The following is a 22,702-nucleotide window of genomic DNA, read 5'->3' as shown; positions in this document are numbered from 1 at the left end:
GGAAGAAAACATGCTGGACATTTTACTAACGAATATCGGTCAATTGCTAACAATGGATCAAGAAGATGGCTTGTTAAGACGGGAAGCGATGAACACGCTTCCTGTTATCGAAAATGGTGCAGTCGGTATTGAAGACGGTATTATTACTTTTGCTGGAACAGCGGAAGAGGCAAAAGGATTACAAGCAAAAGAAATCATCGATTGCGAAGGGAAGATGGTTTCTCCAGGGCTTGTTGATCCTCATACACACCTTGTATTCGGCGGGTCTCGTGAGAATGAAATTGCTCTTAAATTACAGGGAGTACCGTACTTAGAAATTTTAGAAAAGGGCGGTGGTATTCTTTCGACTGTAAATGCAACGAAGCAAGCGTCGAAAGAAGAGCTTGTGCAGAAGGCGAAATTTCATTTAGATCGTATGTTATCGTTTGGAGTTACAACAGTTGAGGCGAAAAGCGGCTACGGATTAGATGATGAAACAGAGTGGAAGCAATTAGAAGCTACGGCGCAGCTTCAAAAAGAGCATCCAATTGATCTAGTTTCAACATTCCTAGGGGCACATGCGGTTCCAAAAGAGTATAAAGGAAAATCAAAAGAGTTTTTACAATGGATGCTAGATTTATTACCAGAGATGAAAGAAAAACAATTAGCTGAGTTCGTTGATATCTTCTGTGAAACAGGGGTATTCTCTGTAGAAGAATCGAAAGGGTTCTTATTAAAGGCGAAAGAACTTGGGTTTGACGTGAAAATTCATGCGGATGAAATTGATCCACTTGGTGGTGCGGAAGCAGCAGCAGAAATTGGTGCAGCATCAGCAGATCATTTAGTTGGAGCATCAGATAAAGGAATTGAAATGCTTGCAAATTCAAATACAGTTGCAACGTTACTTCCGGGAACAACTTTTTATTTAAATAAAGAAAGTTTTGCACGTGGGCGCAAAATGATTGACGAAGGTGTAGCAGTTGCGTTAGCGACAGATTTTAACCCAGGTAGCTGTCCGACTGAAAACATTCAGCTTATTATGAGCATTGCAATGTTGAAACTGAAAATGACACCAGAAGAAGTTTGGAATGCTGTAACAGTTAACTCAGCATATGCGATTAATCGCGGTGATGTTGCTGGGAAAATTCGTGTTGGGCGTAAGGCTGACCTAGTTTTATGGGATGCATATAATTATGCGTATGTACCATATCATTACGGTGTGAGTCATGTAAATACAGTATGGAAGAATGGGAATCTTGCATATACAAGAGGTGACAAAGCGTGGAGCAAGGCCACTATCTAAAGAAAAATGCAAAGTTTATAGATCGTGAAGTAACGAAATGGAGCGATATGATTAAAGTTTGGGATGGGGAAGAAATTTTTGGAGCGGCTTTAATTGGTGCACCGCTCTCTAAACCTTCTATTAGTCATTCAGGTGCATGTTTTGCACCGAAAACCATTCGTACAATGCTAGATGCATATAGCACATATGCAATTACAGAAGAGCATGATATGAAAGAAAGTGTGTTGTACGATTGTGGTGATATTACCATGCATGTGACAGACATAAAAGAAAGTCATGCTCGCATCGCAAAGACGCTTAGTCATTTGACGAAAGTGAATCCACAAATGGTATCGATTGTTCTTGGCGGAGATCATTCCATTAGTTTTCCTAGTATAAGTGGGTTTGCAAGTAGTAAAGGCAAGGTTGGTATTATCCAATTTGATGCGCATCATGATTTGCGTAACTTAGAAGATGGGGGACCATCCAATGGAACGCCATTTCGAAGTTTGCTAGAAAATGATGTAATTACAGGGAAGCAGCTTGTTCAAATTGGTATTCGTAACTTCTCAAATGCTCGTACATACCATGAATATGCAAAAGAGCATGGTGTGACGGTATATACAATGAAAAATGTTCGTGAGAGAGCGATTAGAGATGTGATTACAGAAAGTATTGAAATCTTACGTAGACAAGGAGTTACAGCTATTTATGTTTCTGTCGATATGGACGTGTTAGATCAGGCATTTGCGCCAGGATGTCCAGCAATTGGTCCAGGTGGTATGGATAGTACAACATTACTTGATGCGATTACGGTACTTGGTCAAGAACCACTTGTTCAAGGCATGGACATTGTAGAAATCGATCCAACGCTAGATTTTCGTGATATGACGAGTCGTGTAGCTGCTCAGGTTATTATGAGTTTTCTGCTAGCGAGGGAAACGATTAGTAAGCAAGTTAGTATATAAGCGAAGGGATTCTCTTATACTTAGTAGCATGAAAGATAAGTGAATGTACATGAGGGATTTTAAAAGTGATGTCTCGTCTTTCATGTTGCGCATTATATAAAAAACACATCATTTTTATAAAGTGATGTGTTTTTTGTTCTACAAGTTTTAAAATTAGCGAGGTATGAGGTGTTTTAGTTGTGTCCAAAAGAAAGTGAATTGTTTACTTCATATTTCATAATGCAAGTAGACAAAGAACATGAATCACTAGTGCTCTTTTATAATTATATAAGGATTTATGTTGAAAGAATTGTGGAGTGAACAGAATCGTGTTTGTCATGAATTGAAACTTATTTTTTCGTGATAAAAGCATATTGTTTTAGTGTTTTGTACAATTTGATTTTTTAGGGTAAATGAATTGACATGTGAAATAATTTTATGATATTATTAAAAATTTGCTAAAAAAACAAATGTGTGTTAACCTTGAGAAGGTTACCATATATGGAGGTGGATTATTTGTTTCAAATTGGCGATAACATTGTTTATCCAATGCAAGGAGCAGGTATAATTAAAGCCATAGAAGAGAAGGAAATCTCAGGTGAAAAACAACAGTATTATGTCATAAAAATGTCGGCCAGTAATATGGAAGTAATGATTCCTATAGGGAAAATATTGAATTCAAATATACGACCAGTTACAGATATATCGGCATTAACACACATAATAGATATTTTTCAGCATGGAGAATCAGATAAATTACTTACGTGGAAACAAAGGTATAAAGTGAACACGGATAAAATAAAAACGGGTAAAATACAAGAAGGTGCTGAAGTTGTACGTGATTTAATGCGTATGCAGAAAGAAAAAGCACTTAATGCAAGCGAAAAGAAAATGTTAGATAACGCACATGAATTTTTGATTAGTGAACTGGGATTAATTGAAGGTATCACAGAAAGTCAAATAAGAAGCTTTTGTTAAGATTCATTGTAGATAATGTATTACATCCCAAAAAAGATCTTGAATTTTTTGGGAATATAATTATAGAGAATCAATCATTTCAAAGACATTCAACTCTTTCAAACCACTTTTAGAGCATTAACCTCTTTTGTTATTACTGCAATCTAATCCATTTTTATTTTTTAATTTCTTTTACGAATGTTCGAAGTTGAATTAAATAACTCGATAAAATAGTTACTTGATTTTTGCAATCCTGATTCACACTGGCACGGACAAGGAGCCGTAAGGATGAAAGAGAGGTAGGGCTTTCATTGTTTTAGGTAATATAAGTTATTATTTCTAGAAGAATAATGAATCAATCTCACTTCTATAGTTAAGAATTTTTCACATTTGCTAATATAGTAAATAGTAATTGTTTATCTTTTTGCGTAAAAGAGATAAACGAAATGATAGCGCCATATGGTCAACTATTAAAAGGGTTTCCTGATTTGGAAACCCTTTTAATTTTATGTTTATTATTTAGTTAGTTAAATATAAAGATATCATATGATGGGAGCTTATAAATTGGCGTGGTTGTGCAGGAGAAATTATGATGCGTGTATAGTTAGTTTTTTGATTGAATTAAAGGGTGGGAATGACAAGTTCAAATAATAAAGCGGCAAGTATTTACGAAGGTACGAACATAAACGATTGGGGATCCTTTGAAAATATTGAGGAAATAAAGTTGTTTGATCTGATTCAAGTTGGAGCATAGTCTCTTCGAAATCGCATTGCGATGGCACCGATGACAAGATGCTTTGCAAATGATGAAACGGGAGTAGTTGGAACTGATGTAGTCGAGTATTATCAGAAACGTGCTGCAGATGGTGTGGGGCTAATTATTACAGAAGGAATTGTAATTAGTCCAAGAGCGAAGGGGAATCCAGGTGTTCCAGGTCTTTATACAAGGGAACAAATTGAGTCTTGGAAGCCAGTAACAGATGTAGTACATAAAGAAGGTGGAACCATTATTGTCCAAATATGGCATGTAGGGCGTATGAGTCATCATGAACTAACAAGTGGTTTCTTACTACAAGCACCTTCAGCTATAGCAGCACAAGGAAATGTCCCACGTTTTCGGAAGCCTTTTGATACGCCAGAAGCAATGACGATAGAAGAAATTCAAGAAACGATTGAACAATATGCACAAGCTGCTAAGAATGCGATAGAAGCGGGCTTCGATGGGGTAGAAATTCATGGGGCACATGGGTACTTAATTGATCAATTTACTTATGAGTTTGCGAATCACCGAAAGGATCAATATGACGGAGACTTAAAACAAAGGTTAACGTTTATGAAAGAAGTATTACAAGCTGTTATAAGTGCGATGGGTGCAGATAAAACGCTTTTTTGTTTTTCGGCATTTAAAGGTGATAACCCTAGCTATATGTGGGGAAATCCTGAAGTAGCAATTCAAACTTTTATAGAGATGTTCCATGAAGTAGGACTAACGATGATTCATCCTTCAACAATGAATTATACGCAAGTTATAGCTGACGGGAAAAACTTGCATCAGTTAGTTCGTAAATATTGGAATGGTATAATTGTAGGGGTGGGGAATTTAAATCCAAAAGAGGCAGAAGAAGCACTATAAGAAGGAGCAATTGATGTAGCAGCATTTGGTAGACCATTGATTGCTAATCCGGATTTTGTTCATCGTGTTAAGCGTGGGGAAAGTTTAGAGGAATACGATGCAAAGCAGCATCTTGCTACATTAATATGAATAATAATAAAAGAAGAGCACTTAAGGTGTTCTTCTTTTATTATGTAGGCAAAAGGTATAAGAGAATGGCATGATAGGAGGAAGCGAAATTGAATGGAACGCTACTCGTTATTATTAGTATATTATCATTGTTATTAATACTTTTTATCGTCTTTTTTATGGTTACATTTTTTATAAAGAAACGAACGCACCACTCTATCTTAAAACTTCATCCGTACTTAGGAAGGATGCGTTTTTTACTGGAGAAGATAGGACCTGAGTTTCGGCAATATTGGTTTGATCACGATACGGATGGAAAACCTTTTTCACGCTATGATTTTCAAAGTGTTATGTTTCTAGCAAAGTATCGATCTGAAGTTCTTGGTTTTGGTTCGAAACGGGATTTTGAGGCACCTGGATATTATATTGCAAACACTTTATTTCCAGTTCTTACAGAAGAACTCAATGTGGATCTTTCTGAAGAGCGTGCTGCAAAAAAATATGTCATTCATAAAGAAGGTGTGTTTTCTAGAAAAGAAAAATTAACTGCAGATGAAACAAATCTTTGGCTATATGAGGAAGATGATGCAATGATAGTTGGAGAGAATCGCAAATTCCCGTGGAAAGTATATGGAATGTTTGGAGCGTCTGCTACTTCTTATGGTACTATTGGTGAAAACTATATTTTATCTACAGGATATGGATCAAAAATGGCAGGGGGTTCATGGATTAATACAGGTGAGGGTGGTGTAATTCCAGAACATTTACAAACGGGTGCAAATATTATTGCTCAAATTGGTCCAGGGTTATTTGGATATCGTGATGAAGAAGGTAATTTTTCAATGGATGAATTTGTAGTTAAGGCTAAAGAATCGAATATTAAAGCATTCGAGCTGAAATTTGGGCAAGGGGCGAAAATACGTGGTGGTCATCTAGCAGGACAAAAAGTGAACCGGAAAATAGCTGCTGTTCGAAAAGTAAAAGCAGGGGAAACGATTAACTCTCCAAATCGCTTTGCTTTTTTGCATCATGCTAAAGACGCATTACGCTTTATTCATGATTTACAAGAAACAGGTGGTAAACCAGTTGGAATGAAAATAGTGATTGGACAACAAGATGCGCTAGAAGATTTACTACAAGCGATGAAAGAATTGAATATTTATCCGGACTTTATTACAATTGATGGTTCAGAAGGTGGTTCTGGTGCCACTTACAAATCGATGGCAGACAGTATGGGAATGCCCCTTATACCGGCGTTAATTACATTTGTTGACACAGCTTGTCGCTTTGGAATCCGAGATAAATTAAAGATTTTTGCGTCGGGAAAGCTAGTAACGCCTGATAAAGTAGCTATAGCTTTAGCGATTGGCGCCGATGCAGTTAACTCTGCGCGTGGATTTATGATGGCAAGCGGTTGTATTATGGCGCTTCAATGTCCTTCAGGACAATGTCCTTCAGGTGTTGCAACGACGAATCCGCGTTACCAAAAAGCATTAGATCCAGATGAAAAACAGTGGCGGGTGATGAACTATATTATTAGCATGAGGTATAGTTTGTTCGCATTAGCCGCAGCGGCAGGAGTGAACAGTCCACGTCATTTAACAAGAGATCATATTGTATTTAAAGATGAAAAAGGCGGGGTGCTTCCATTATCGAAATTATTTCCAAACATAGTTGAAAAATGAGAGAAGGATAGTGCGAAACATTCCTTACATGTTTATCGGATTATATGTTAGGTGGCCGAGGTCTTGGTCCTGCAGTCACGGCGTTATCAGCTGGTGCTTCAGATATGAGTGGTTGGATGATGATGGGATTGCCCGGTGCCATGTATGCGACAGGGTTGTCGAGTATATGGATTGCGATTGGTCTTTTACTAGGATGCAAACTACTTACTTCTTGCACCGCGTTTACGTACGTATACGGAAGTAGCGAATGATTCCATTACCATTCCGGACTTTTTAGAAAATCGATTTAAAGATCGTACGAAAATACTTCGTTTTGTCTCCGCTATTGTTATCTTAGTCTTTTTCACATTTTATGCGTCAGCCGGCTTAGTTTCAGGTGGACGATTATTTGAAAATTCTTTTCATCTTGATTATAAAATTGGTTTATTTGTAACAGTGGGTGTTGTTGTCGCGTATACACTATTCGGTGGGTTTTTAGCCGTTAGCTGGACTGACTTCGTACAAGGATGCATTATGTTTATTGCACTTGTATTAGTTCCAATTGTTGCATTTACAGATGTTGGAGGAGTAACAGCGGCTTTTAGTGAAGTAAAGTATGTTGATTCAGCTCATTTGGATATATTTAAAGGAACTACTATATTGGGAATCATTTCATTTTTAGCATGGGGGCTTGGATATTTTGGCCAACCTCATATTATTGTCCGCTTTATGGCAATTACCTCTATTAAAGATTTAAAAACTTCTCGAAGAATTGGGATTGGCTGGATGAGTGTTTCTATACTTGGTGCTATGTTAACAGGTCTTGTTGGTATTGCTTATTACTCTAAAAATGGTGAAACGTTAGCAGATCCAGAAATGGTTTTTGTGACATTTTCAAATATTTTATTCCATCCATATATCACTGGATTCTTATTATCAGCGATTTTAGCTTCTATTATGAGTAGTATTTCCTCACAATTACTCGTTATATCTAGTGCGGTGACTGAGGATTTTTATAAAACATTTTTCCGTCGTAACGCATCGGATAAAGAGCTTGTATTCATTGGAAGACTTTCCGTTTTAGTAGTAGCTGTGATTGCAGTTGTTCTAGCGCATCATCCAAGTGATACGATTCTAACTCTTGTTGGCTATGCATGGGCAGGATTTGGTTCTGCGTTTGGTCCGGCAATTTTACTTAGTATATATTGGAAGAGAACGACTAAATGGGGTGTACTCACTGGTATGATTGTTGGTGCCGTAACAGTAATTACATGGGTGCAGATTCCAGTTTTAAAAGAAACTATGTATGAAATAGTACCAGGATTTTCGTTAAGTTTATTAGCTGTTATAATAGTAAGCTTGCTAACAAAAGAGCCTGTAAAAGCTATCCATCGTGAGTTTAAGGAAATGGAAAAAGTACTTGAACAAGCAATGGAATGAGATATGAATAGATTACGAGAAAAAGAGTAAATGGTTTTTCCATTTACTCTTTTTCTCTTTCGTTATTATGCCTAGGTGGGGAAATAGGTAAGTAAATATCTACAGTTGTTCCCTTATTTAATTCACTTGAAATTTCTAGTTTACCATGATGTTCTTCGATAATTTTATAGCACATCATTAAACCTAGTCCAGTTCCTTTTTCTTTTAAACTATAGAAAGGTTCACCTAAACGAGAAATACGATCTTCGGGAATACCACAGCCCTCATCTATAATACGTATTAAAGTAAAATCATTTTTCGGTTGCTTTATTTGAATGAAAATGTTCCCTCCGCAGGGCATGGCTTCTATTGCATTTTTTAAAATGTTAATGAAGACTTGTTTTAATTGATTTCCATCACATTGAATTTCGGGCATAACAGAAGAATGGTCCATGATAATATGTACACTATGCATAATTGCTGTAGGTAGAATGAAGGTTACAACTTCTTCAATTAATTTTTTGATTTGGCAAGAATGTATCGATAAAACTTGTGGTTTAGACATTGCCATAAACTGGCTTGTAATGGATTCCATTTGTAATATTTCACTTAGCATAACGTCCACGTACCATTTATTTTGTTCGCTAATATCGGGTTGTAACAATGTTAGAAAACCTTTTAAGGCAGTTAATGGATTCCGAATTTCATGAGCGATTCCTGCTGTTAGCTGTCCGACTACTGCTAGCTTTTCGGATTTTTGTAATAACTTTTCTGTTTCTTTTAATTCGGTAACATCTCTCCCCATAACAATGAGTCCTTTTCTGGAACCATCAGAATGGAAAAGCGGAACTTTTGAAATATCTAAGATGAGATTGGATGTGTTTCTATGTATAATAAACTCTTCACCGTGAATAATTTGCTTTTGTTGCCATGCGAATTCGTCAATTTCTTCGCAATGTAAAAATGCTTCGCGGTACGCTTCATTATATTGAACGAGTTCACTATCTTTTTTACCGTGATAAGGAACATTATGAAAATCAAAGCAAGAAAGTGCATAATTGTTTGCTTCAAGCCAGCGTCCTTCATGATCTTTAAAGATAACAAATGCAGGCATTGAGTCCATTAATGTACGTAAACGTTTTTCGCTCTCTTGTAGCATTTTTTCGATTCTTTCAGATTTCTCGAGCGGTTTCATAATTGCATATACACCTGTGAGATGGTTTTGAACAAAAATAGGAACTAATTTTGTAACTACATCTATTTGATATCCCTCTTTATGCAAGATAGAAAGTATGTATTCTTCTTGATTATCAGCTGTAGTATTTTTTATATATCGCAGTACTTGATCAGAAATATGTGCTTCTATAATAGAGGTAATTGTTTTTCCTTCTAATTCCTCTGAAGTATAGCCCAATATTTTTTCTGCAGATGGATTAATATGTAATATAATTCCTTGTAAGTTCAATGAAATAATACTATCAGGATTATGTTCAAAAAGAGATGCATACATTTCTGTTAAAGTACAATTTTGAATATGATTTCGCAAACGGCGAGGTATAGCCGAATGGCGATTTCTTTGAATAGATAAGAACTTTTTCCGACTCATAACTTTTCCTCCGTGCATCTAGCATCTAAAACAGATTCAATAACCTATTATAGATATAATATATGAAAAATGTTATATATTTCTATAAAAAAACAAAGTTACAGAATAGAATGTGTTTTCGTTCTTTTTGATAAACTTTTATTAAAACACCTTCTTCATTATAAAACAAACCATATGTATATGGCTGTTAAGTAAATCTTATGGAGTTTTATAAAACTTATATAAGTTATTTTTTAAGCTGTATACTATAAAATAAAAATATAAAGGGGGAGAGGCATATGATAAGTTACATTCAAGGGATTGACCATGTACAAGTAGCAGCACCTGTAGGGTGTGAAGAAGAAGCGAGAGACTTTTACGGACATAAAATAGGTTTAGAAGAAATACCGAAACCTGAAGAATTAAGAAAACGTGGTGGTTGTTGGTTTCGTTGTGGAAATCAAGAAATTCATATCGGGGTTGAACAATCTTTTTCTCCGGCTAAAAAAGCGCATCCAGCTTTTTATGTTCACAAAATTGATGAATTTAAGAAAAAATTAGTCGAACAAGGGATTCAAGTCATAGATGATCATGCTCGCCTGGATGTAATTAGATTTTATGCTTCCGATCCATTTGGGAATCGACTAGAATTTATGGAGAATAAATAAAAACCTAGGTGGAACTCCACCTAGGTTTTAAGCTTTTCTAAATAATCCTAATACTTCAACAGTCTCTGTAATATTAACGAATGCTTGTGGATCAATTTCAGAAATGGCTAGTTTCATACCAGCAAGTTCTTCGTGTGAAACAACAGTCATAAGCACACGTTTTTTTTCACTTGAGTATGCACCTTCGCCATCAAGAAGTGTAATTCCACGTACAACCGTTGAAAGAAGTTTCTTTTTCATTTCTTCAGCTTGGCTTGTTACAATCATAAGTGTAACTTTACGATGTTTCGTATGAACAGCATCAATTACTTTACCTGTTACATAGATTGAGAGTAAACTCGTTAATGCTACATCCCAGTCAAAGAAAAATCCAGCGATGACAACAACGACTGTATTTAAAGCGATGAGGAAACCACCTAGTTTAATATCTCTTTTTCGAGATAAAAGCATACCGATAATATCAAATCCGCCCGTAGAGCCATGACAATTAAAGACGAGACCAATTCCTGCTCCTGCAATTACGCCTCCAAATACAGAAGAAAGAAGCGGATCTTTTGCGACAATTTGTACTGGAATCCAGTATAATGCTGCAGATAATACAACAACAGAAACAACTGTATTAAAAATTACTTTTTTTCCAAGACCTATGTATCCTAAAATAAGAATAGGTAAGTTTAATGCAAAGTTAATAATTCCTGTGTTTACAGGGGTTACAATTCCTAAGATAATAGCAATTCCGCCAATTCCACTACTTAAAATCTTGTGGGGGATAAGGAAAAGATTAAAGGCAACTGCAATAATGATAGAACCAATAATAACTCCAAGAAATCTGACCATCTTTTTCCCGTCCTTCACTAAAAAATCGTATTATTTCAAGATTATATATGAAATTGAAAGTTTTAGGGAAAAACAGTTTATTTCGGAAAATTAGACTAATTTAAAAAATCGAATTAATTTTTTGAACTTTATTAAAGAGGTGTGAAGATATGGAAATTAAAACGTATCAACAGAAAAGTCCTTTGAAACAGGAGTGTGAAGATTCGTTTTTTTGTAATGAAGGATTGAAAGTTTATGGTGTATGTGATGGTGCAACGCCACTTATACCGTTTCAAGATGAGAAAGGGCATAATGGAGCATATCTTGCATCTAATTTATTTGCAAGTCATTTTACATCGCTAAAAGAAGTGAAAAGTTTACAAGAGATAATTACAAATGCAAATGAAGCATTACAAGAAAAAATGATAGATTATAAGATTGATAAGACAAAGAAAGATCATTTATGGTGTACATGTATTGCTGTAGTTCGTATAAAGGATAGAAGCATTCAATATGCGCAGCTTGGTGATTGTATGATTGTTGCTGCATTTCATGATGGAACTATGAAGGTACTAACAAAGGATACGGTAAAAGGGATTAGTGCACGAGCGAAAAGAAAACGTGAAAAAGATAGAAAAAAGGGGCTTCCTGTACCGGAAGAGCATCTATTTAATGACAGTAGGCAGCAATTAAAATATAATCGCTATCTTGCCAATATGCCAAATGGGTATTCAGTAGCAAATGGAATGCCAGAAGCAATTACTTGGATCCAACAAGGAGAATTACCACTTGCTGAAGTGAAAGGGGTTTTTATTTGTTCGGATGGATTATTTCATCCGGACTGGTCACTTGAGCAAACAGTAGAATATGTAAGAAGGCATAGTATAGAAGAGTATGTTTCTATAATAGAAGAATTAGAAGAGAAAAAGCGGATTCGACCAGATGATAAAACGATAATTATGATTGAGTTGTAAAAGGAGGGTTCTGAATGGAAGTTAAACAAGCAAAACTGAAGTTTCAAGATGAATTGCAGCCTTTACAAAATGTAACAAAACTTATCATTCATCACACAGCTGAAGATGGATGGGATGTGCATAAAACACATGAATTCCATCAAAAGGTAAGAGGTTGGAGCGGCATTGGATATAATTATTTTATTGAAGAAGATGGGACTGTGTTTGAAGGCAGGGGAGTATATATAGGAGCTCATGCAAAAGGATATAATAGTGAAACGATAGGGATTTGCATGACAGGTAATTTTGATAAATATGATCCAACTTTAGCGCAAATAGATTCTTTACATTTGTTATGTAGAGACTTTATGGAGCGATTCTCGATATGTGAAGAACATATACTGGGTCATCGTGAATTAGAAGGTGTTACAAAAACTTGTCCAGGAACACGTTTTTCTATGGTAGAGTTAAGGGAAATATTATCGCAAAAATAGAGGAGAAGATGAAGCATGATGAATATAAAAATACCAAATGAAAAGAAAGATGAGCTTGTAGAACAAATTCAGCAGTTTTTTGAAGAGGAAGACCTAAATAGTATTGGGCGTTTTCAAGCAGAGCGTTTAATCGAAGAAATGATAAAATTAATTGGACCGTATGCATATAACCAAGCAATTGGGGATGCTAGAAAATTAGTTACAGATAAATTGTCGAATATAGAAGAGGATTTATATGTACTAGAAAAGCAGGATGGTAAGTAAAAAGGGCCTTTAATAGGCTCTTTTTACTTATGTTCTTTATGTTCATGTACTCTTGAATTAATAAAGTATGACAGTCTCTATCTTAAAAGAATGTAATAATGTATTTGTAATGTATGAAGGTGACTCTAATGCTACTTTTCCTTTCAAAATTTAGGAGAAGTAGGGATTTTTTTGTGGAAGGAAAATGGAAGATTACTGTCGAAGGGAGTAGAAACAGAACGAAGGTGGTGCTCTCATGCGAAAGAAAGAGGTACATACATGCTCTTATTGTGGTTCTAACAATATTGGAGAAGGAGAGTTTGTTGGATATGCGCAAATAAGAAAAAAAGAGACGATGTTTACGTCTTCTCCAGTAGATGCTTATATTTGTACGGATTGTGGAAGTATACTTTTATTGAAAGTGCGAAATTATCAAAAGTTTAAGAAGAAACCACTATGATACATGAAAAAGAGAAGTAACCAATATTGAATACAAATCGTCTTATATTAAGGGGAATTAGCGTAGGCGATATTTTAGATACATATGAAGAAACCAATAGAGGAGAGTAGCTTGATCAGGTAACTCTCCTCTATTGGTTCGTGAAAAAGATTGAATTTTCTAACAATAAAATTGACAAGGAGTCAATTTCTTTCCTATACTGTTATAAATGTATACAAAATAGATAGAAGTGAGGGAGTATATGAAAAAGAGAGAGGGAGAGTTTCAAAGCATTATAGAAAGAGAGAAAGGATTACAACGAGGGCTGTCTACCAAGCAATTATCGATGATTGCAATTGGAGGGGCAATCGGAACAGGTTTATTTTTAGGAAGTGGAATGGCAATTGGATTAGCAGGTCCAAGTGTTCTACTTAGCTATGGAATAGGTGCGGTTATCGCTTTTTTACTGATGGGGTGTTTAGCTGAAATGACAGTAGCACATCCAACATCGGGATCATTTGGGGCATATGCAGAGCATTATATTGGACAGTGGGCTGGTTTTACAGTTCGCTATGCATATTGGGCAAGCATTGTAGCTGCGGTCGGAACAGAGGTAACAGCAGTTTCTGTCTATATGAAATACTGGTTTCCAACTGCACCAGGCTGGATTTGGGTCATTCTTTTTTCAGGCATACTTATTTTTGTAAATGCTACTAGTGTCAATTTATTTGGAACAATTGAATATTGGTTTTCAATGATTAAAATTATCGCTATTTTAGGTTTTATTTTGCTAGGAGCTTATGTCGTATTTGGTACAAATGCTAATCCTGAAATGGGTGTGCAAAATTACATAAATGATGGGGGCTTTTTCCCAAATGGTTGGTGGGGCATGTGGGTTGCCGTTTGTGTTGCTATATTTAGTTACCTGAGTATCGAAATGATTGCTGTTACAGCTGGAGAGGCAAAAGATCCAGAAAAAGCAGTTCCAAAGGCTCTTCGTTCAACAATCTATCGATTGATTATATTTTATTTATGTACATTAGCTCTCATGTTGATGATTGTTCCTTGGAAAGCTGCTGGTGTGGATAAAAGTCCATTTGTTAAAGTAATGGAGTTACTTCATATTACAGGTGCGTCTGGTATTATGAATTTTGTAGTTTTAATTGCAGCATTATCAGCGATGAATAGCCAATTATATATTACAACACGCATGATGTTTTCATTATCGCGAGCGGGATATGCACCAAAGCGCTTTGGAACACTTAGTAAGAGAGGAGTTCCGGTTTCGGCTTTGTTCTTGTCTACAATTGGAATCGCGTTAGCAACCGTAGTTACGATTGTTTCTCCTAATCAAGCGTTCATGCTAATGATGGGAATCTCCATGTTTGGAGCGATGTTCACATGGATGATGATTTTTGTTACTCATTTATATTTCAGAAAAAAGTGGGATAAGAATGGTGGAAGAAAGCTGCCGGTACGTATGTGGGGATTTCCGTATTTAACCATATTAGGAGTGATATTGATGTTAGCAATTATTATCACAACATGGTTTACTGATATGTTTAAAACTACATTATTGACAGGGGTCCCATTTCTATTAATGATAAGTATAGGGTATATGATATGGAAAAAAGCCAATGAAAGGAATATTGTCGTAGACAAAGATACGATATCAAGCGGTAGGGAATAAAAAGATTACTATAAGTCAAATAGAATATTATTTCTGCGGAAATAATTCAGAAAATACAGAAAAGTAAAACTTTTGTTTATAAAAGTTTGATATAATGTTTAAAAATGAAAACGTTTTAACAGGAGGTTGGGACAAATATGATGATGAATGTACCATTAACAATCAGTTCCATGATAGAAAGGGCAGAAAAGCTGTTTCCAAAGAAAGAAATCGTTTCGCGTACACATGATACAATTACCACTTTAACGTATAAGCAATTAGGAGAGCGAACAAGAAGACTCTCTAGCGCATTGAAGAAACTAGGGATAAAAGAGGGAGAACGAGTTGGAACTTTAGCGTGGAATCATCATCGTCATGTGGAAGCATATTTCGCAATTCCGGGTATTGGATCTGTCTTGCATACGATTAATATTCGTTTATCTGCACAACATATTTCCTATATTATTGGACATGCAGAAGACCGCATTTTACTTGTTGATGAAGACCTTATACCTCTCGTTGAAAAAATTAAAGATGAACTATCGACTGTACAAGCATACATCATTATGACCGATAAAAAAGAACTTCCTGAAACTTCTCTAGAGCCTGTCTATCACTATGAGCAGCTTCTTACAGAAGGGGATCCTGATTTCCAATTTTTAAAAGATATTGATGAAAACACACCGGCAGGTATGTGTTATACGTCAGCGACAACAGGCAATCCAAAAGGTGTTGTATATACGCATCGTAGTACGGTACTTCATTGTATGGCTTTAGGACTCGCGGATACAGCGGCATTATCTGAAAGTGATGCGGCAATGGCGATTGTTCCAATGTTTCATGTCAATGCTTGGGGACTACCTTTTGCAGCAACGTGGTTTGGCTCAAAACAAGTTTTACCTGGTCCGATGTTTACACCGAAAATCTTACTTGAAATGATTCAGGATGAAAAAGTGACGTTGGCTGCTGGTGTACCAACGATTTGGCTTGGTGTTTTACAAGAGTTAGAAAATAATAGCTATGATCTATCAAGTATGAAACGAATTTTATGTGGAGGCGCTGCAGCACCGAAAAGTGTGATAGCTGCATTCGAACAAAAACATAATGTTCCTTTTGTGCATGCATACGGTATGACTGAAACAAGTCCACTTGTGACGCTTGCACGGTTAAAAAGCTATGAGACAGATTTATCTTACGAAGACCAGCTTGAAATCAGGTCAAAGCAAGGGTATCTTGTACCAGGCGTTGAGATGAAAGTAGTTGGAGCGGGTGGAGAAGTGAAGTGGGATGGAACTGAGATGGGGGAACTCTGTTTACGAGCACCGTGGATAGCAGCAAGTTACTATAATGACGAACGTACTATAGAAGGTTTCCGTGATGATTGGTTATATACAGGGGATGTTGTTACAGTTGATGACGAGGGCTGTGTTAAAATTGTTGACCGCACAAAAGATGTTATTAAAAGTGGGGGTGAGTGGATTTCATCCGTTGATTTAGAAAATGCTTTAATGGCGCATGAGGCTGTATTTGAAGCAGCTGTTGTCGCGGTTCCTCATCCCGAGTGGCAGGAGCGACCTGTTGCATGTGTTGTACAAAAGAAAAATAGTTCTGTAACGAGAGAAGAGTTATATGAATTTTTAAGACCGCAGTTTGCGAAGTGGTGGTTACCGGATGATATTGTGTTTATGGAAGAAATTCCAAAAACATCCGTCGGGAAATTTTTGAAACAAGCATTACGAAAAGAACTAGAGAATTTGCATAAAGGTAGCGAAAAATAATTTATCCCGCTATTTGTGGACAGTCACACTCCCACCTCAAAATTCAGTGAAAGAGAAGAAGTTAGGTAGGAGATGAACTGTCCGTACAAGCCCGATTGGTGAGGGCTGATTAAAGTTTCATTTTATAAGAAGAGGCGACTCCTACCGATGGGAGTCGCTTTTTTGTATTGAATCATGTTGTTAGTTTATAGTGGATTTAATTGTTAACTAAAATTATAAAGTTGTTGACAAAAATACAAGCGAAAAGGTAAGATAACACCAATGATATGTTATCTTATAATGACTTATAGTTTACAAATAGGAGAAATAAAAACATGAATACAAAGAATTTAGTTTTTGTTGCTTTATTCAGTGCAATTATGGGTGTGTTAGGACTGATACCCCCGATTGCGCTTTCTGTAACACCTGTTCCGATTACATTGCAATCTCTTGGTGTTATGCTTGCGGGAGGATTGCTTGGATCACGTCTTGGAGCATTAAGTCAAATGGTTTTCTTGTTTGTTGTTGGAGTAGGAGCGCCATTGTTAGCTGGTGGCCGCGGTGGTCCAGGCGTATTTGTTAGTCCAAGTGCAGGGTATTTAATCGGATATGTTGTTGGAGCGTTTGTAATAGGGTATCTTGTAGAGAGTTTACGTCATGTATCTGCTATAAAAGTATTTTTGATTAATATAATTGGTGGTATTCTAGTTGTTTATATATTTGGTGTGACTGTTCAAGCATTTATCATGGATATCTCTGTATGGCAAGCGATGAAAGTGAGTGTTGTATTTTTACCAGGTGATTTTGTCAAAGCTGTGATTGCAGCAATTCTTGTACCTAGATTACATCGTTCATTGAAATATGTGATTACACCTGCTTTAAAGAAAGATAAAATCTCAAACGCTAGTTAAAGAACGTAAGAGACTTTATAAAATGTAAGAAACACGTATTAGCGTGTTTCTTTTTGTTATCCCGCTATTTGCGGGCAGTAATACTCCTCTCAAAATTCGGTGGAAGCAAAGAGCTAGGCGGGAGATAAACTGCCCGTAAAAGCCCGATTGGTGAGGGCTAATAATCAGTGGGGGATGAAGAACCTCCCACTGATTAAAGTTTCACTTTATCTGAAAGGAAAGGATGAATAGCAATGGGAATTACATCGTCTTATAGAAAACATACACAGATACATCCCGATAAAATAGCAATAAGGGAAAAGGATAGAATACTAACATATAAAGAATGGCATGAGTCTGTTTGCCAAGTTGCAAATTGGCTTAATAAAGAAAAAACAACGAATAAAACGGTTGCGATTTTACTAGAGAATCGCATTGGATTTTTACAAATTTTTGCAGGTGCTGCAATGGCAGGGTGGGTTTGTGTTCCGCTTGATTTAAAGTGGAAACATAATGAGCTTAAGGAAAGGTTGAAGCTTGCTAATCCATCTATTGTAATTGCTGAACAATATAAGATGAATGAAATACCACTAATAGATGGAAAGGTATTCTCTATTCATGAATGTAAGCAAATGATAGGTGACCAGTTACATATATACCATTCTTCAGAAAGTGTAAAAGACTGCTCGTTTTATATGGGGTTTACATCGGGATCAACTGGGAAAGCGAAGGCATTTCTTCGTGCGCAGGAGTCTTGGGTCCATAGCTTTGATTGCAATTTACATGATTTCCATATGAAGAATAATGATACGGTTTTACTTGCTGGTACATTGGTTCATTCTCTTTTTTTATATGGGGCAATAAGTGCGCTATATTTAGGGCAAACCGTGTATCTTGTAGAAAAGTTCATCACGAATCATATTCTATCTATATTGGAACAAGAGAAGATTTCAGTAATGTATACCGTTCCAACGATGCTAGAGGCATTATATAAAGAAGAAAGTGTTATTGAACAAGAAATAAAAATTATTTCTTCAGGAGCAAAATGGGAAGCTGAAGCAAAAAGGAAAGTAAAAACTGTATTTCCATATGCAAAAAGGTATGAATTTTATGGTGCTTCTGAATTGAGTTTTGTCACAGCATTAACAGATATAGAAAGTGAAAGAAAAGCATCTTCAGTTGGAAAGCCATGTCATAACGTGCAAATTCGGATATGTAATGAAAAAGGTAAGGAATTAAAGCGGGGTGAAATTGGAACTGTTTATGTGAAAAGTAATCAGTTTTTTATGGGATATGTACTGAGCGGAGATCTTTCTTGTCAAGTTACAGAAGATGGTTGGATGACTGTGTATGATATAGGGTATCAAGACGAGGAAGGTTTTTTATATATAGTCGGTAGAGAAAAAAACATGATTTTATTTGGGGGCATAAATATTTTTCCTGAGGAGATAGAGAGTGTATTATCCACTCATCCACATATTGAAGAAATTGTGGTCATTGGTATAAAAGATAGATATTGGGGCGAAAAACCTGTGGCTATGGTAAAAGGAAGAGCTACGAGACAAGAATTGAAAAGCTTTTGTTTACAACGACTAGCGTCATTTAAAATTCCAAAGGAGTGGTATTTTGTTGATGAAATTCCACATACAAGTAGCGGGAAAATTGCCCGTGAAGTAGCAAAAAATATAATTGGAAATCAGGAGACAGTTTATGAATAGAGCAGTCATTGTAGAGGCGAAACGAACACCGATTGGTAAGGGAAATGGAATGTTTAAAGAGTATGAGGTTCAGCGGTTGGCAGCGCCTTTATTGGCTCACTTAAGTAAAGGGATTGAGCATAAAATAGACGATGTAATATTAGGAAACGTTGTTGGGCCAGGCGGAAATGTTGCACGGTTATCAGCACTTGAAGCGGGGCTTCCGTTTGCAGTACCGGGTGTAACAATTGATCGCCAGTGCGGTGCTGGGTTAGAAGCGATTCGGATGGCTTGTCATCTTATTCAAGGTGGGGCAGGTAGTTGCTATATTGCTGGAGGAGTGGAAAGTACAAGCACATCGCCTTTTGAGAAAAGAGCTCGCTTTTCGCCTGATTTTATTGGAGATCCAGATATGGGGATAGCAGCTGAATATGTAGCAGAGCAATATAAAATTACAAGGGATATGCAGGATGAATATGCTTGTTTCAGTTATAAAAGAACATTGGCAGCACTTGAGAAAGGATATTTACAAGAAGAAATGATTCCGATTTCTTCAAATATACTGGAAGATGAAACGATAAAGTATGGAATGAATTATGAACGAATTATAAAGAGAACAAGGCCGGCTTTTTTACAAGGAGGAACAGTGACAGCCGGTAACTCATGCGGTGTAAATGATGGGGCATGTGCTGTGCTTGTAATGGAGGAAAGAAAGGCTCGTGCATTTGATTATAAGCCGATTCTTCGGTTTGTAAGTAGTGCTGCAATTGGGGTAGATCCTCTTTTGCCAGGTAGCGGACCGATATTTGCTGTGCGAAAGTTATTACAAGATCAGAACCTATCAATAGCCGATGTTGATTACATTGAAATGAATGAGGCTTTTGCTGCTAAGATTGTAGCATGTGCACAAGAACTACAAATCCCATATGATAAACTAAATGTGAATGGTGGAGCGATTGCTCTTGGTCACCCCTATGGTGCATCTGGAGCGATGCTTGTTACTCGATTATTCTACCAAGTACAAAAAGGAGAAGCGAAGTATGTCATGGCAACGTTAGGCATTGGTGGAGGAATTGGGCTTGCGCTGTTATTTGAGAAAGTAGAGAACTAGAAACAATCTAGTTTTCTACTTTTTTGGTTTATAGACATTACTTTCATAATTTCCTCCGATTGCGAAACGTATGTTCTTTTTGTGGGAGGACTTTAGCTCATAATCTAGAATTATATAGCTTGGAAGTCCAATGGATAAAATAGAAAGAGGAGACTATATGAATCATTTATTACAAGTTCGAGCAACTGGAATTTTGATTGAAGAAGAAAAACTTTTAATTGTAAAACAAAAAGTTTCTGATCGAAATTGGTCTTTACCAGGTGGGAGAGTAGAGAACGGAGAAACATTAGAAGAAGCAATCATTCGAGAAATGAGAGAAGAGACGGGCTTAGAAACTAGAATTAAAAAATTACTCTATGTTTGTGATAAGCCAGATGCTACACCATCGTTACTACATATTACATTTTTGTTAGAAAAGGTGTCAGGAGAGATTATGCTACCATCTAATGAATTTGATTATAATCCAATTCATGATGTGAAAATGGTACCAATAACAGAATTAGGTGATTATCATTTTTCAGAGATTTTTGCGGAGCTTATTGAAAAAGGATTCCCTAATGCAGGAACTTATCAAGGATTGAAACAAAATATTGGCCTGTAAGTATATAAAAATATAAAGGATAGCATCAGGCTATCCTTTATATTTCATTTCAAACTGTTCTTGTGATAAGTGAATAAGCAGAGCTGAAAATTCTTCTCCTGTAATAACTGCTTTTCCGCCACCACGAGCACTTTTTTGATTACCGCCGCCTTTTCCTTCAATAGTAGGGAGGGCATTTTTTAAAATGGTATTCATGTTTGCTGTTACTGCTTTCCCACATGCAAGAATACATTGTAGTTTTTCTTCATTTTCGGTAACAAAGTATGTAATCGAGTTTTCATTTTGTTCGGTAATGATAGCTGATAATTTGGCGATTTCTTGCATGGAACGATTCGTAAAGACTTTCGCAATGAGTGTACCAGCTGCTACTTTTTTAGATTGCTGCAACAATTCATTTACTTCTACAAATAATAGTTTTTCATTCATAGCTTGCAATGTTTTTTCATTTTCTTTATGAGATGCGAGAAGATGGGTAACTTTATTTGGTATATCGTCCGCACCACTGTTTAATTGTCTAGAAATGTCTTTTATGATTTGTTGATGATGGCCCATTAATTTTAAGGCGCGCCATCCTGCAACAAAGCTTAAGCGAATTCCACCTTTATTTCGTTCCCACCCTATTATATGAATCGGTCCGACTTCACCTGTATATTTTGGATGTGTGCCACCACAACCGTTGTAATCGTAGTTTTCAATGATTACAACGCGAATATCTTCTGTAATTGTCGGTTCTTTTCGGAGAGGTAACTGCCTTGCTTCTTCTAAATTCATCCATCTAATATGGATAGGATGGTTTTCAAAGACGATCTGATTTGCGATTTGGAGTGCTGTATTAGCTGTTTCTAACGTAAGTTCTGGCGTGTCTAAATCAATTGTTATCGTTTCTTTTCCAAGATGAAAAGCAATTGTAGGGATGTTAAAATGATCCCAAAAGGCAGCAGATAGAATGTGTTGAGCGGTATGTTGTTGCATATGATCAAAACGACGCTGCCAATTGATTTTACCTATTACTTCTTTTGTATGTAATTCACTTGAAATGAAATGGCGGATTTCGTCGTTAACTTCCTCAACATTGATGACGGAAATATCATTTAATGTTCCTGTGTCATGTGGTTGGCCGCCTCCAGTTGGATAAAATGTTGTTTCTGTTAAAGTAACATATAAATTTCCTTCGCTATCATAGTCCTGTTTTATAATTTGTGCTGTAAATGATTGCTGATAGGCATCGCTGTAATATAATTTTTGGTTCACTTTCGTACTCCTTTCAATTTCACTAGGTTCATTGTAAAACAATTTAAATAAGTTTCCTAATATTTCAGAAGAAAAAATCTCTTTTTTAGAATTTTCTTGCTATAATAAGAAAAAGGGAATATACGGGGGTGGATGAAATGCTGTATGAAAATGGCGTAGACAAATTGATTCGTCTCAATACAAATATTTCTGAACTATATCGAGAATTACATGAGATGACTCGTACTTTAACAGAATGTAATCGAGAAAGCGTAACTTTTGATCGGTTATATGTGAAAGAGTTATTATGGAAAAAAGAAGATGTGTCCGCTATGTATGATCAGCTCCTCGTCCAGCTTTGTATCAATGAATGCTTTGATTTAAAAAGTGTCATCACTGGTGAATACAAATTTACGTATGAGGAAGTGGAAAATGCAGTTCTTGCATTTAATGAAAAGTATGATGTGAACATCCTAATTAAGGATGTTTGCAAAGAGTTGCAGTTTACATATGGTATAGATATGGAGTTATCTAGGACAGCTGGGGTATAAATATAATTT

Annotated in this window: 19 protein-coding genes and 2 pseudogenes; 18 read left to right on the top strand and 3 right to left on the bottom strand. The window is 36.3% G+C overall.

Annotation, left to right across the window (positions count from 1 at the left end; all coding sequences use genetic code 11):
• The first annotated feature begins 10 nt into the window (after positions 1–10).
• The 6 genes and pseudogenes from hutI (at position 11) to putP (ending at position 8,010) form a co-directional block, all read left to right on the top strand.
• On the top strand, positions 11–1,282 hold the full coding sequence (gene hutI / locus AAIE21_RS00780; protein WP_343265037.1) for an imidazolonepropionase: 1,272 nt from the start codon (positions 11–13) through the stop codon (positions 1,280–1,282).
• Positions 1,261–2,229: a formimidoylglutamase gene (gene hutG / locus AAIE21_RS00775; RefSeq protein ID WP_343265036.1), complete on the top strand. Its 969-nt coding sequence runs from the start codon at positions 1,261–1,263 to the stop codon at positions 2,227–2,229. Before hutI ends, hutG begins: the two co-directional genes overlap by 22 nt.
• Before the next feature lie 480 nt (positions 2,230–2,709).
• On the top strand, positions 2,710–3,186 hold the full coding sequence (locus AAIE21_RS00770) for a CarD family transcriptional regulator (RefSeq protein ID WP_343265035.1): 477 nt from the start codon (positions 2,710–2,712) through the stop codon (positions 3,184–3,186).
• Positions 3,187–3,799: 613 nt separating this feature from the next.
• Positions 3,800–4,927 (top strand): annotated as a pseudogene (locus AAIE21_RS00765) (oxidoreductase).
• A gap of 89 nt (positions 4,928–5,016) precedes the next feature.
• Complete coding sequence (locus AAIE21_RS00760; protein WP_343265034.1) at positions 5,017–6,591, top strand: glutamate synthase-related protein; 1,575 nt, start codon at positions 5,017–5,019, stop codon at positions 6,589–6,591.
• Positions 6,592–6,635: 44 nt separating this feature from the next.
• Positions 6,636–8,010 (top strand): annotated as a pseudogene (putP, locus tag AAIE21_RS00755) (sodium/proline symporter PutP).
• Positions 8,011–8,053: 43 nt separating this feature from the next.
• Here putP and AAIE21_RS00750 read toward each other — a convergent pair.
• A complete protein-coding gene (locus AAIE21_RS00750; protein WP_343265032.1) occupies positions 8,054–9,595 on the bottom strand; it encodes a BA3702 family sensor histidine kinase in 1,542 nt (513 codons plus the stop codon).
• Between the two features lie 278 nt (positions 9,596–9,873).
• Here AAIE21_RS00750 and AAIE21_RS00745 point away from each other — a divergent pair, with 278 nt between their 5' ends.
• Positions 9,874–10,242, top strand: a complete 369-nt coding sequence (locus tag AAIE21_RS00745; RefSeq protein WP_343265031.1) for a VOC family protein — start codon at positions 9,874–9,876, stop codon at positions 10,240–10,242.
• 27 nt (positions 10,243–10,269) lie between these two features.
• Here the strand turns inward: AAIE21_RS00745 and AAIE21_RS00740 are convergent, their stop codons facing one another.
• The gene (locus AAIE21_RS00740) at positions 10,270–11,079 is read right to left on the bottom strand and encodes a YitT family protein (RefSeq protein ID WP_343265030.1); all 810 of its coding nucleotides are present in this window, start codon (positions 11,077–11,079) and stop codon (positions 10,270–10,272) included.
• Positions 11,080–11,228: 149 nt separating this feature from the next.
• Between AAIE21_RS00740 and AAIE21_RS00735 the strand changes: the two genes are divergently transcribed.
• From AAIE21_RS00735 to AAIE21_RS00690, 10 genes are all read left to right on the top strand, one after another.
• On the top strand, positions 11,229–12,032 hold the full coding sequence (locus tag AAIE21_RS00735) for a protein phosphatase 2C domain-containing protein (protein ID WP_343265028.1): 804 nt from the start codon (positions 11,229–11,231) through the stop codon (positions 12,030–12,032).
• A 14-nt stretch (positions 12,033–12,046) separates the two neighbouring features.
• Positions 12,047–12,505, top strand: coding sequence for a peptidoglycan recognition protein family protein (locus AAIE21_RS00730; protein ID WP_343265027.1), 459 nt, complete (start codon positions 12,047–12,049; stop codon positions 12,503–12,505).
• Between the two features lie 15 nt (positions 12,506–12,520).
• Positions 12,521–12,769 (top strand): DUF2164 domain-containing protein, encoded by a 249-nt coding sequence (locus AAIE21_RS00725; protein WP_343265025.1) that lies wholly within the window; start codon positions 12,521–12,523, stop codon positions 12,767–12,769.
• A 235-nt stretch (positions 12,770–13,004) separates the two neighbouring features.
• Complete coding sequence (locus tag AAIE21_RS00720; protein ID WP_343265024.1) at positions 13,005–13,208, top strand: hypothetical protein; 204 nt, start codon at positions 13,005–13,007, stop codon at positions 13,206–13,208.
• 241 nt (positions 13,209–13,449) lie between these two features.
• Complete coding sequence (locus tag AAIE21_RS00715) at positions 13,450–14,877, top strand: amino acid permease (RefSeq protein WP_343265023.1); 1,428 nt, start codon at positions 13,450–13,452, stop codon at positions 14,875–14,877.
• Between the two features lie 137 nt (positions 14,878–15,014).
• Positions 15,015–16,634, top strand: a complete 1,620-nt coding sequence (locus tag AAIE21_RS00710) for a long-chain fatty acid--CoA ligase (protein WP_343265022.1) — start codon at positions 15,015–15,017, stop codon at positions 16,632–16,634.
• Between the two features lie 314 nt (positions 16,635–16,948).
• On the top strand, positions 16,949–17,524 hold the full coding sequence (locus AAIE21_RS00705) for a biotin transporter BioY (RefSeq protein ID WP_343265021.1): 576 nt from the start codon (positions 16,949–16,951) through the stop codon (positions 17,522–17,524).
• Positions 17,525–17,757: 233 nt separating this feature from the next.
• The gene (locus AAIE21_RS00700; RefSeq protein WP_343265020.1) at positions 17,758–19,221 is read left to right on the top strand and encodes an acyl-CoA synthetase; all 1,464 of its coding nucleotides are present in this window, start codon (positions 17,758–17,760) and stop codon (positions 19,219–19,221) included.
• Positions 19,214–20,311: an acetyl-CoA C-acyltransferase gene (locus tag AAIE21_RS00695; protein WP_343265019.1), complete on the top strand. Its 1,098-nt coding sequence runs from the start codon at positions 19,214–19,216 to the stop codon at positions 20,309–20,311. The genes AAIE21_RS00700 and AAIE21_RS00695 overlap by 8 nt, the downstream gene beginning before the upstream one ends.
• 157 nt (positions 20,312–20,468) lie before the next feature.
• Complete coding sequence (locus AAIE21_RS00690) at positions 20,469–20,912, top strand: NUDIX hydrolase (RefSeq protein ID WP_343265018.1); 444 nt, start codon at positions 20,469–20,471, stop codon at positions 20,910–20,912.
• A 30-nt stretch (positions 20,913–20,942) separates the two neighbouring features.
• Here the strand turns inward: AAIE21_RS00690 and AAIE21_RS00685 are convergent, their stop codons facing one another.
• Positions 20,943–22,163 carry an alanyl-tRNA editing protein gene (locus AAIE21_RS00685; protein ID WP_343265017.1) on the bottom strand — a complete coding sequence of 407 codons (1,221 nt, stop codon included), beginning with the start codon at positions 22,161–22,163 and terminating at the stop codon, positions 20,943–20,945.
• 137 nt (positions 22,164–22,300) lie between these two features.
• On the opposite strand from AAIE21_RS00685, the gene AAIE21_RS00680 reads away from it, so the two are divergent.
• Positions 22,301–22,693, top strand: a complete 393-nt coding sequence (locus AAIE21_RS00680) for a hypothetical protein (protein ID WP_343265016.1) — start codon at positions 22,301–22,303, stop codon at positions 22,691–22,693.
• Positions 22,694–22,702 lie beyond the last annotated feature (9 nt).

It is taken from the genome of Paenibacillus sp. 102 (genome assembly GCF_039549175.1).
Classification (GTDB): Bacteria; Bacillota; Bacilli; order Bacillales; family Bacillaceae_G; genus Bacillus_A.
Note: the sequence above shows the minus strand (reverse complement) of the source record. Positions and strands in the feature narration are given on the sequence as shown.

What these genes read in the sequence shown, in the direction of transcription:
- AAIE21_RS00725 (WP_343265025.1), top strand. Translation starts at nt 12,521, where the DNA reads ATGATGAATATAAAAATACCAAATGAAAAGAAAGATGAGCTTGTAGAA.
- AAIE21_RS00715 (WP_343265023.1), top strand. Translation starts at nt 13,450, where the DNA reads ATGAAAAAGAGAGAGGGAGAGTTTCAAAGCATTATAGAAAGAGAGAAA.
- AAIE21_RS00705 (WP_343265021.1), top strand. Translation starts at nt 16,949, where the DNA reads ATGAATACAAAGAATTTAGTTTTTGTTGCTTTATTCAGTGCAATTATG.
- AAIE21_RS00735 (WP_343265028.1), top strand. Translation starts at nt 11,229, where the DNA reads ATGGAAATTAAAACGTATCAACAGAAAAGTCCTTTGAAACAGGAGTGT.
- AAIE21_RS00770 (WP_343265035.1), top strand. Translation starts at nt 2,710, where the DNA reads ATGGAGGTGGATTATTTGTTTCAAATTGGCGATAACATTGTTTATCCA.
- AAIE21_RS00700 (WP_343265020.1), top strand. Translation starts at nt 17,758, where the DNA reads ATGGGAATTACATCGTCTTATAGAAAACATACACAGATACATCCCGAT.
- AAIE21_RS00730 (WP_343265027.1), top strand. Translation starts at nt 12,047, where the DNA reads ATGGAAGTTAAACAAGCAAAACTGAAGTTTCAAGATGAATTGCAGCCT.
- AAIE21_RS00680 (WP_343265016.1), top strand. Translation starts at nt 22,301, where the DNA reads ATGCTGTATGAAAATGGCGTAGACAAATTGATTCGTCTCAATACAAAT.
- AAIE21_RS00720 (WP_343265024.1), top strand. Translation starts at nt 13,005, where the DNA reads ATGCGAAAGAAAGAGGTACATACATGCTCTTATTGTGGTTCTAACAAT.
- AAIE21_RS00745 (WP_343265031.1), top strand. Translation starts at nt 9,874, where the DNA reads ATGATAAGTTACATTCAAGGGATTGACCATGTACAAGTAGCAGCACCT.
- AAIE21_RS00740 (WP_343265030.1), bottom strand. Translation starts at nt 11,079, where the DNA reads ATGGTCAGATTTCTTGGAGTTATTATTGGTTCTATCATTATTGCAGTT.
- AAIE21_RS00695 (WP_343265019.1), top strand. Translation starts at nt 19,214, where the DNA reads ATGAATAGAGCAGTCATTGTAGAGGCGAAACGAACACCGATTGGTAAG.
- AAIE21_RS00690 (WP_343265018.1), top strand. Translation starts at nt 20,469, where the DNA reads ATGAATCATTTATTACAAGTTCGAGCAACTGGAATTTTGATTGAAGAA.
- AAIE21_RS00750 (WP_343265032.1), bottom strand. Translation starts at nt 9,595, where the DNA reads ATGAGTCGGAAAAAGTTCTTATCTATTCAAAGAAATCGCCATTCGGCT.
- hutI (WP_343265037.1), top strand. Translation starts at nt 11, where the DNA reads ATGCTGGACATTTTACTAACGAATATCGGTCAATTGCTAACAATGGAT.
- AAIE21_RS00710 (WP_343265022.1), top strand. Translation starts at nt 15,015, where the DNA reads ATGATGATGAATGTACCATTAACAATCAGTTCCATGATAGAAAGGGCA.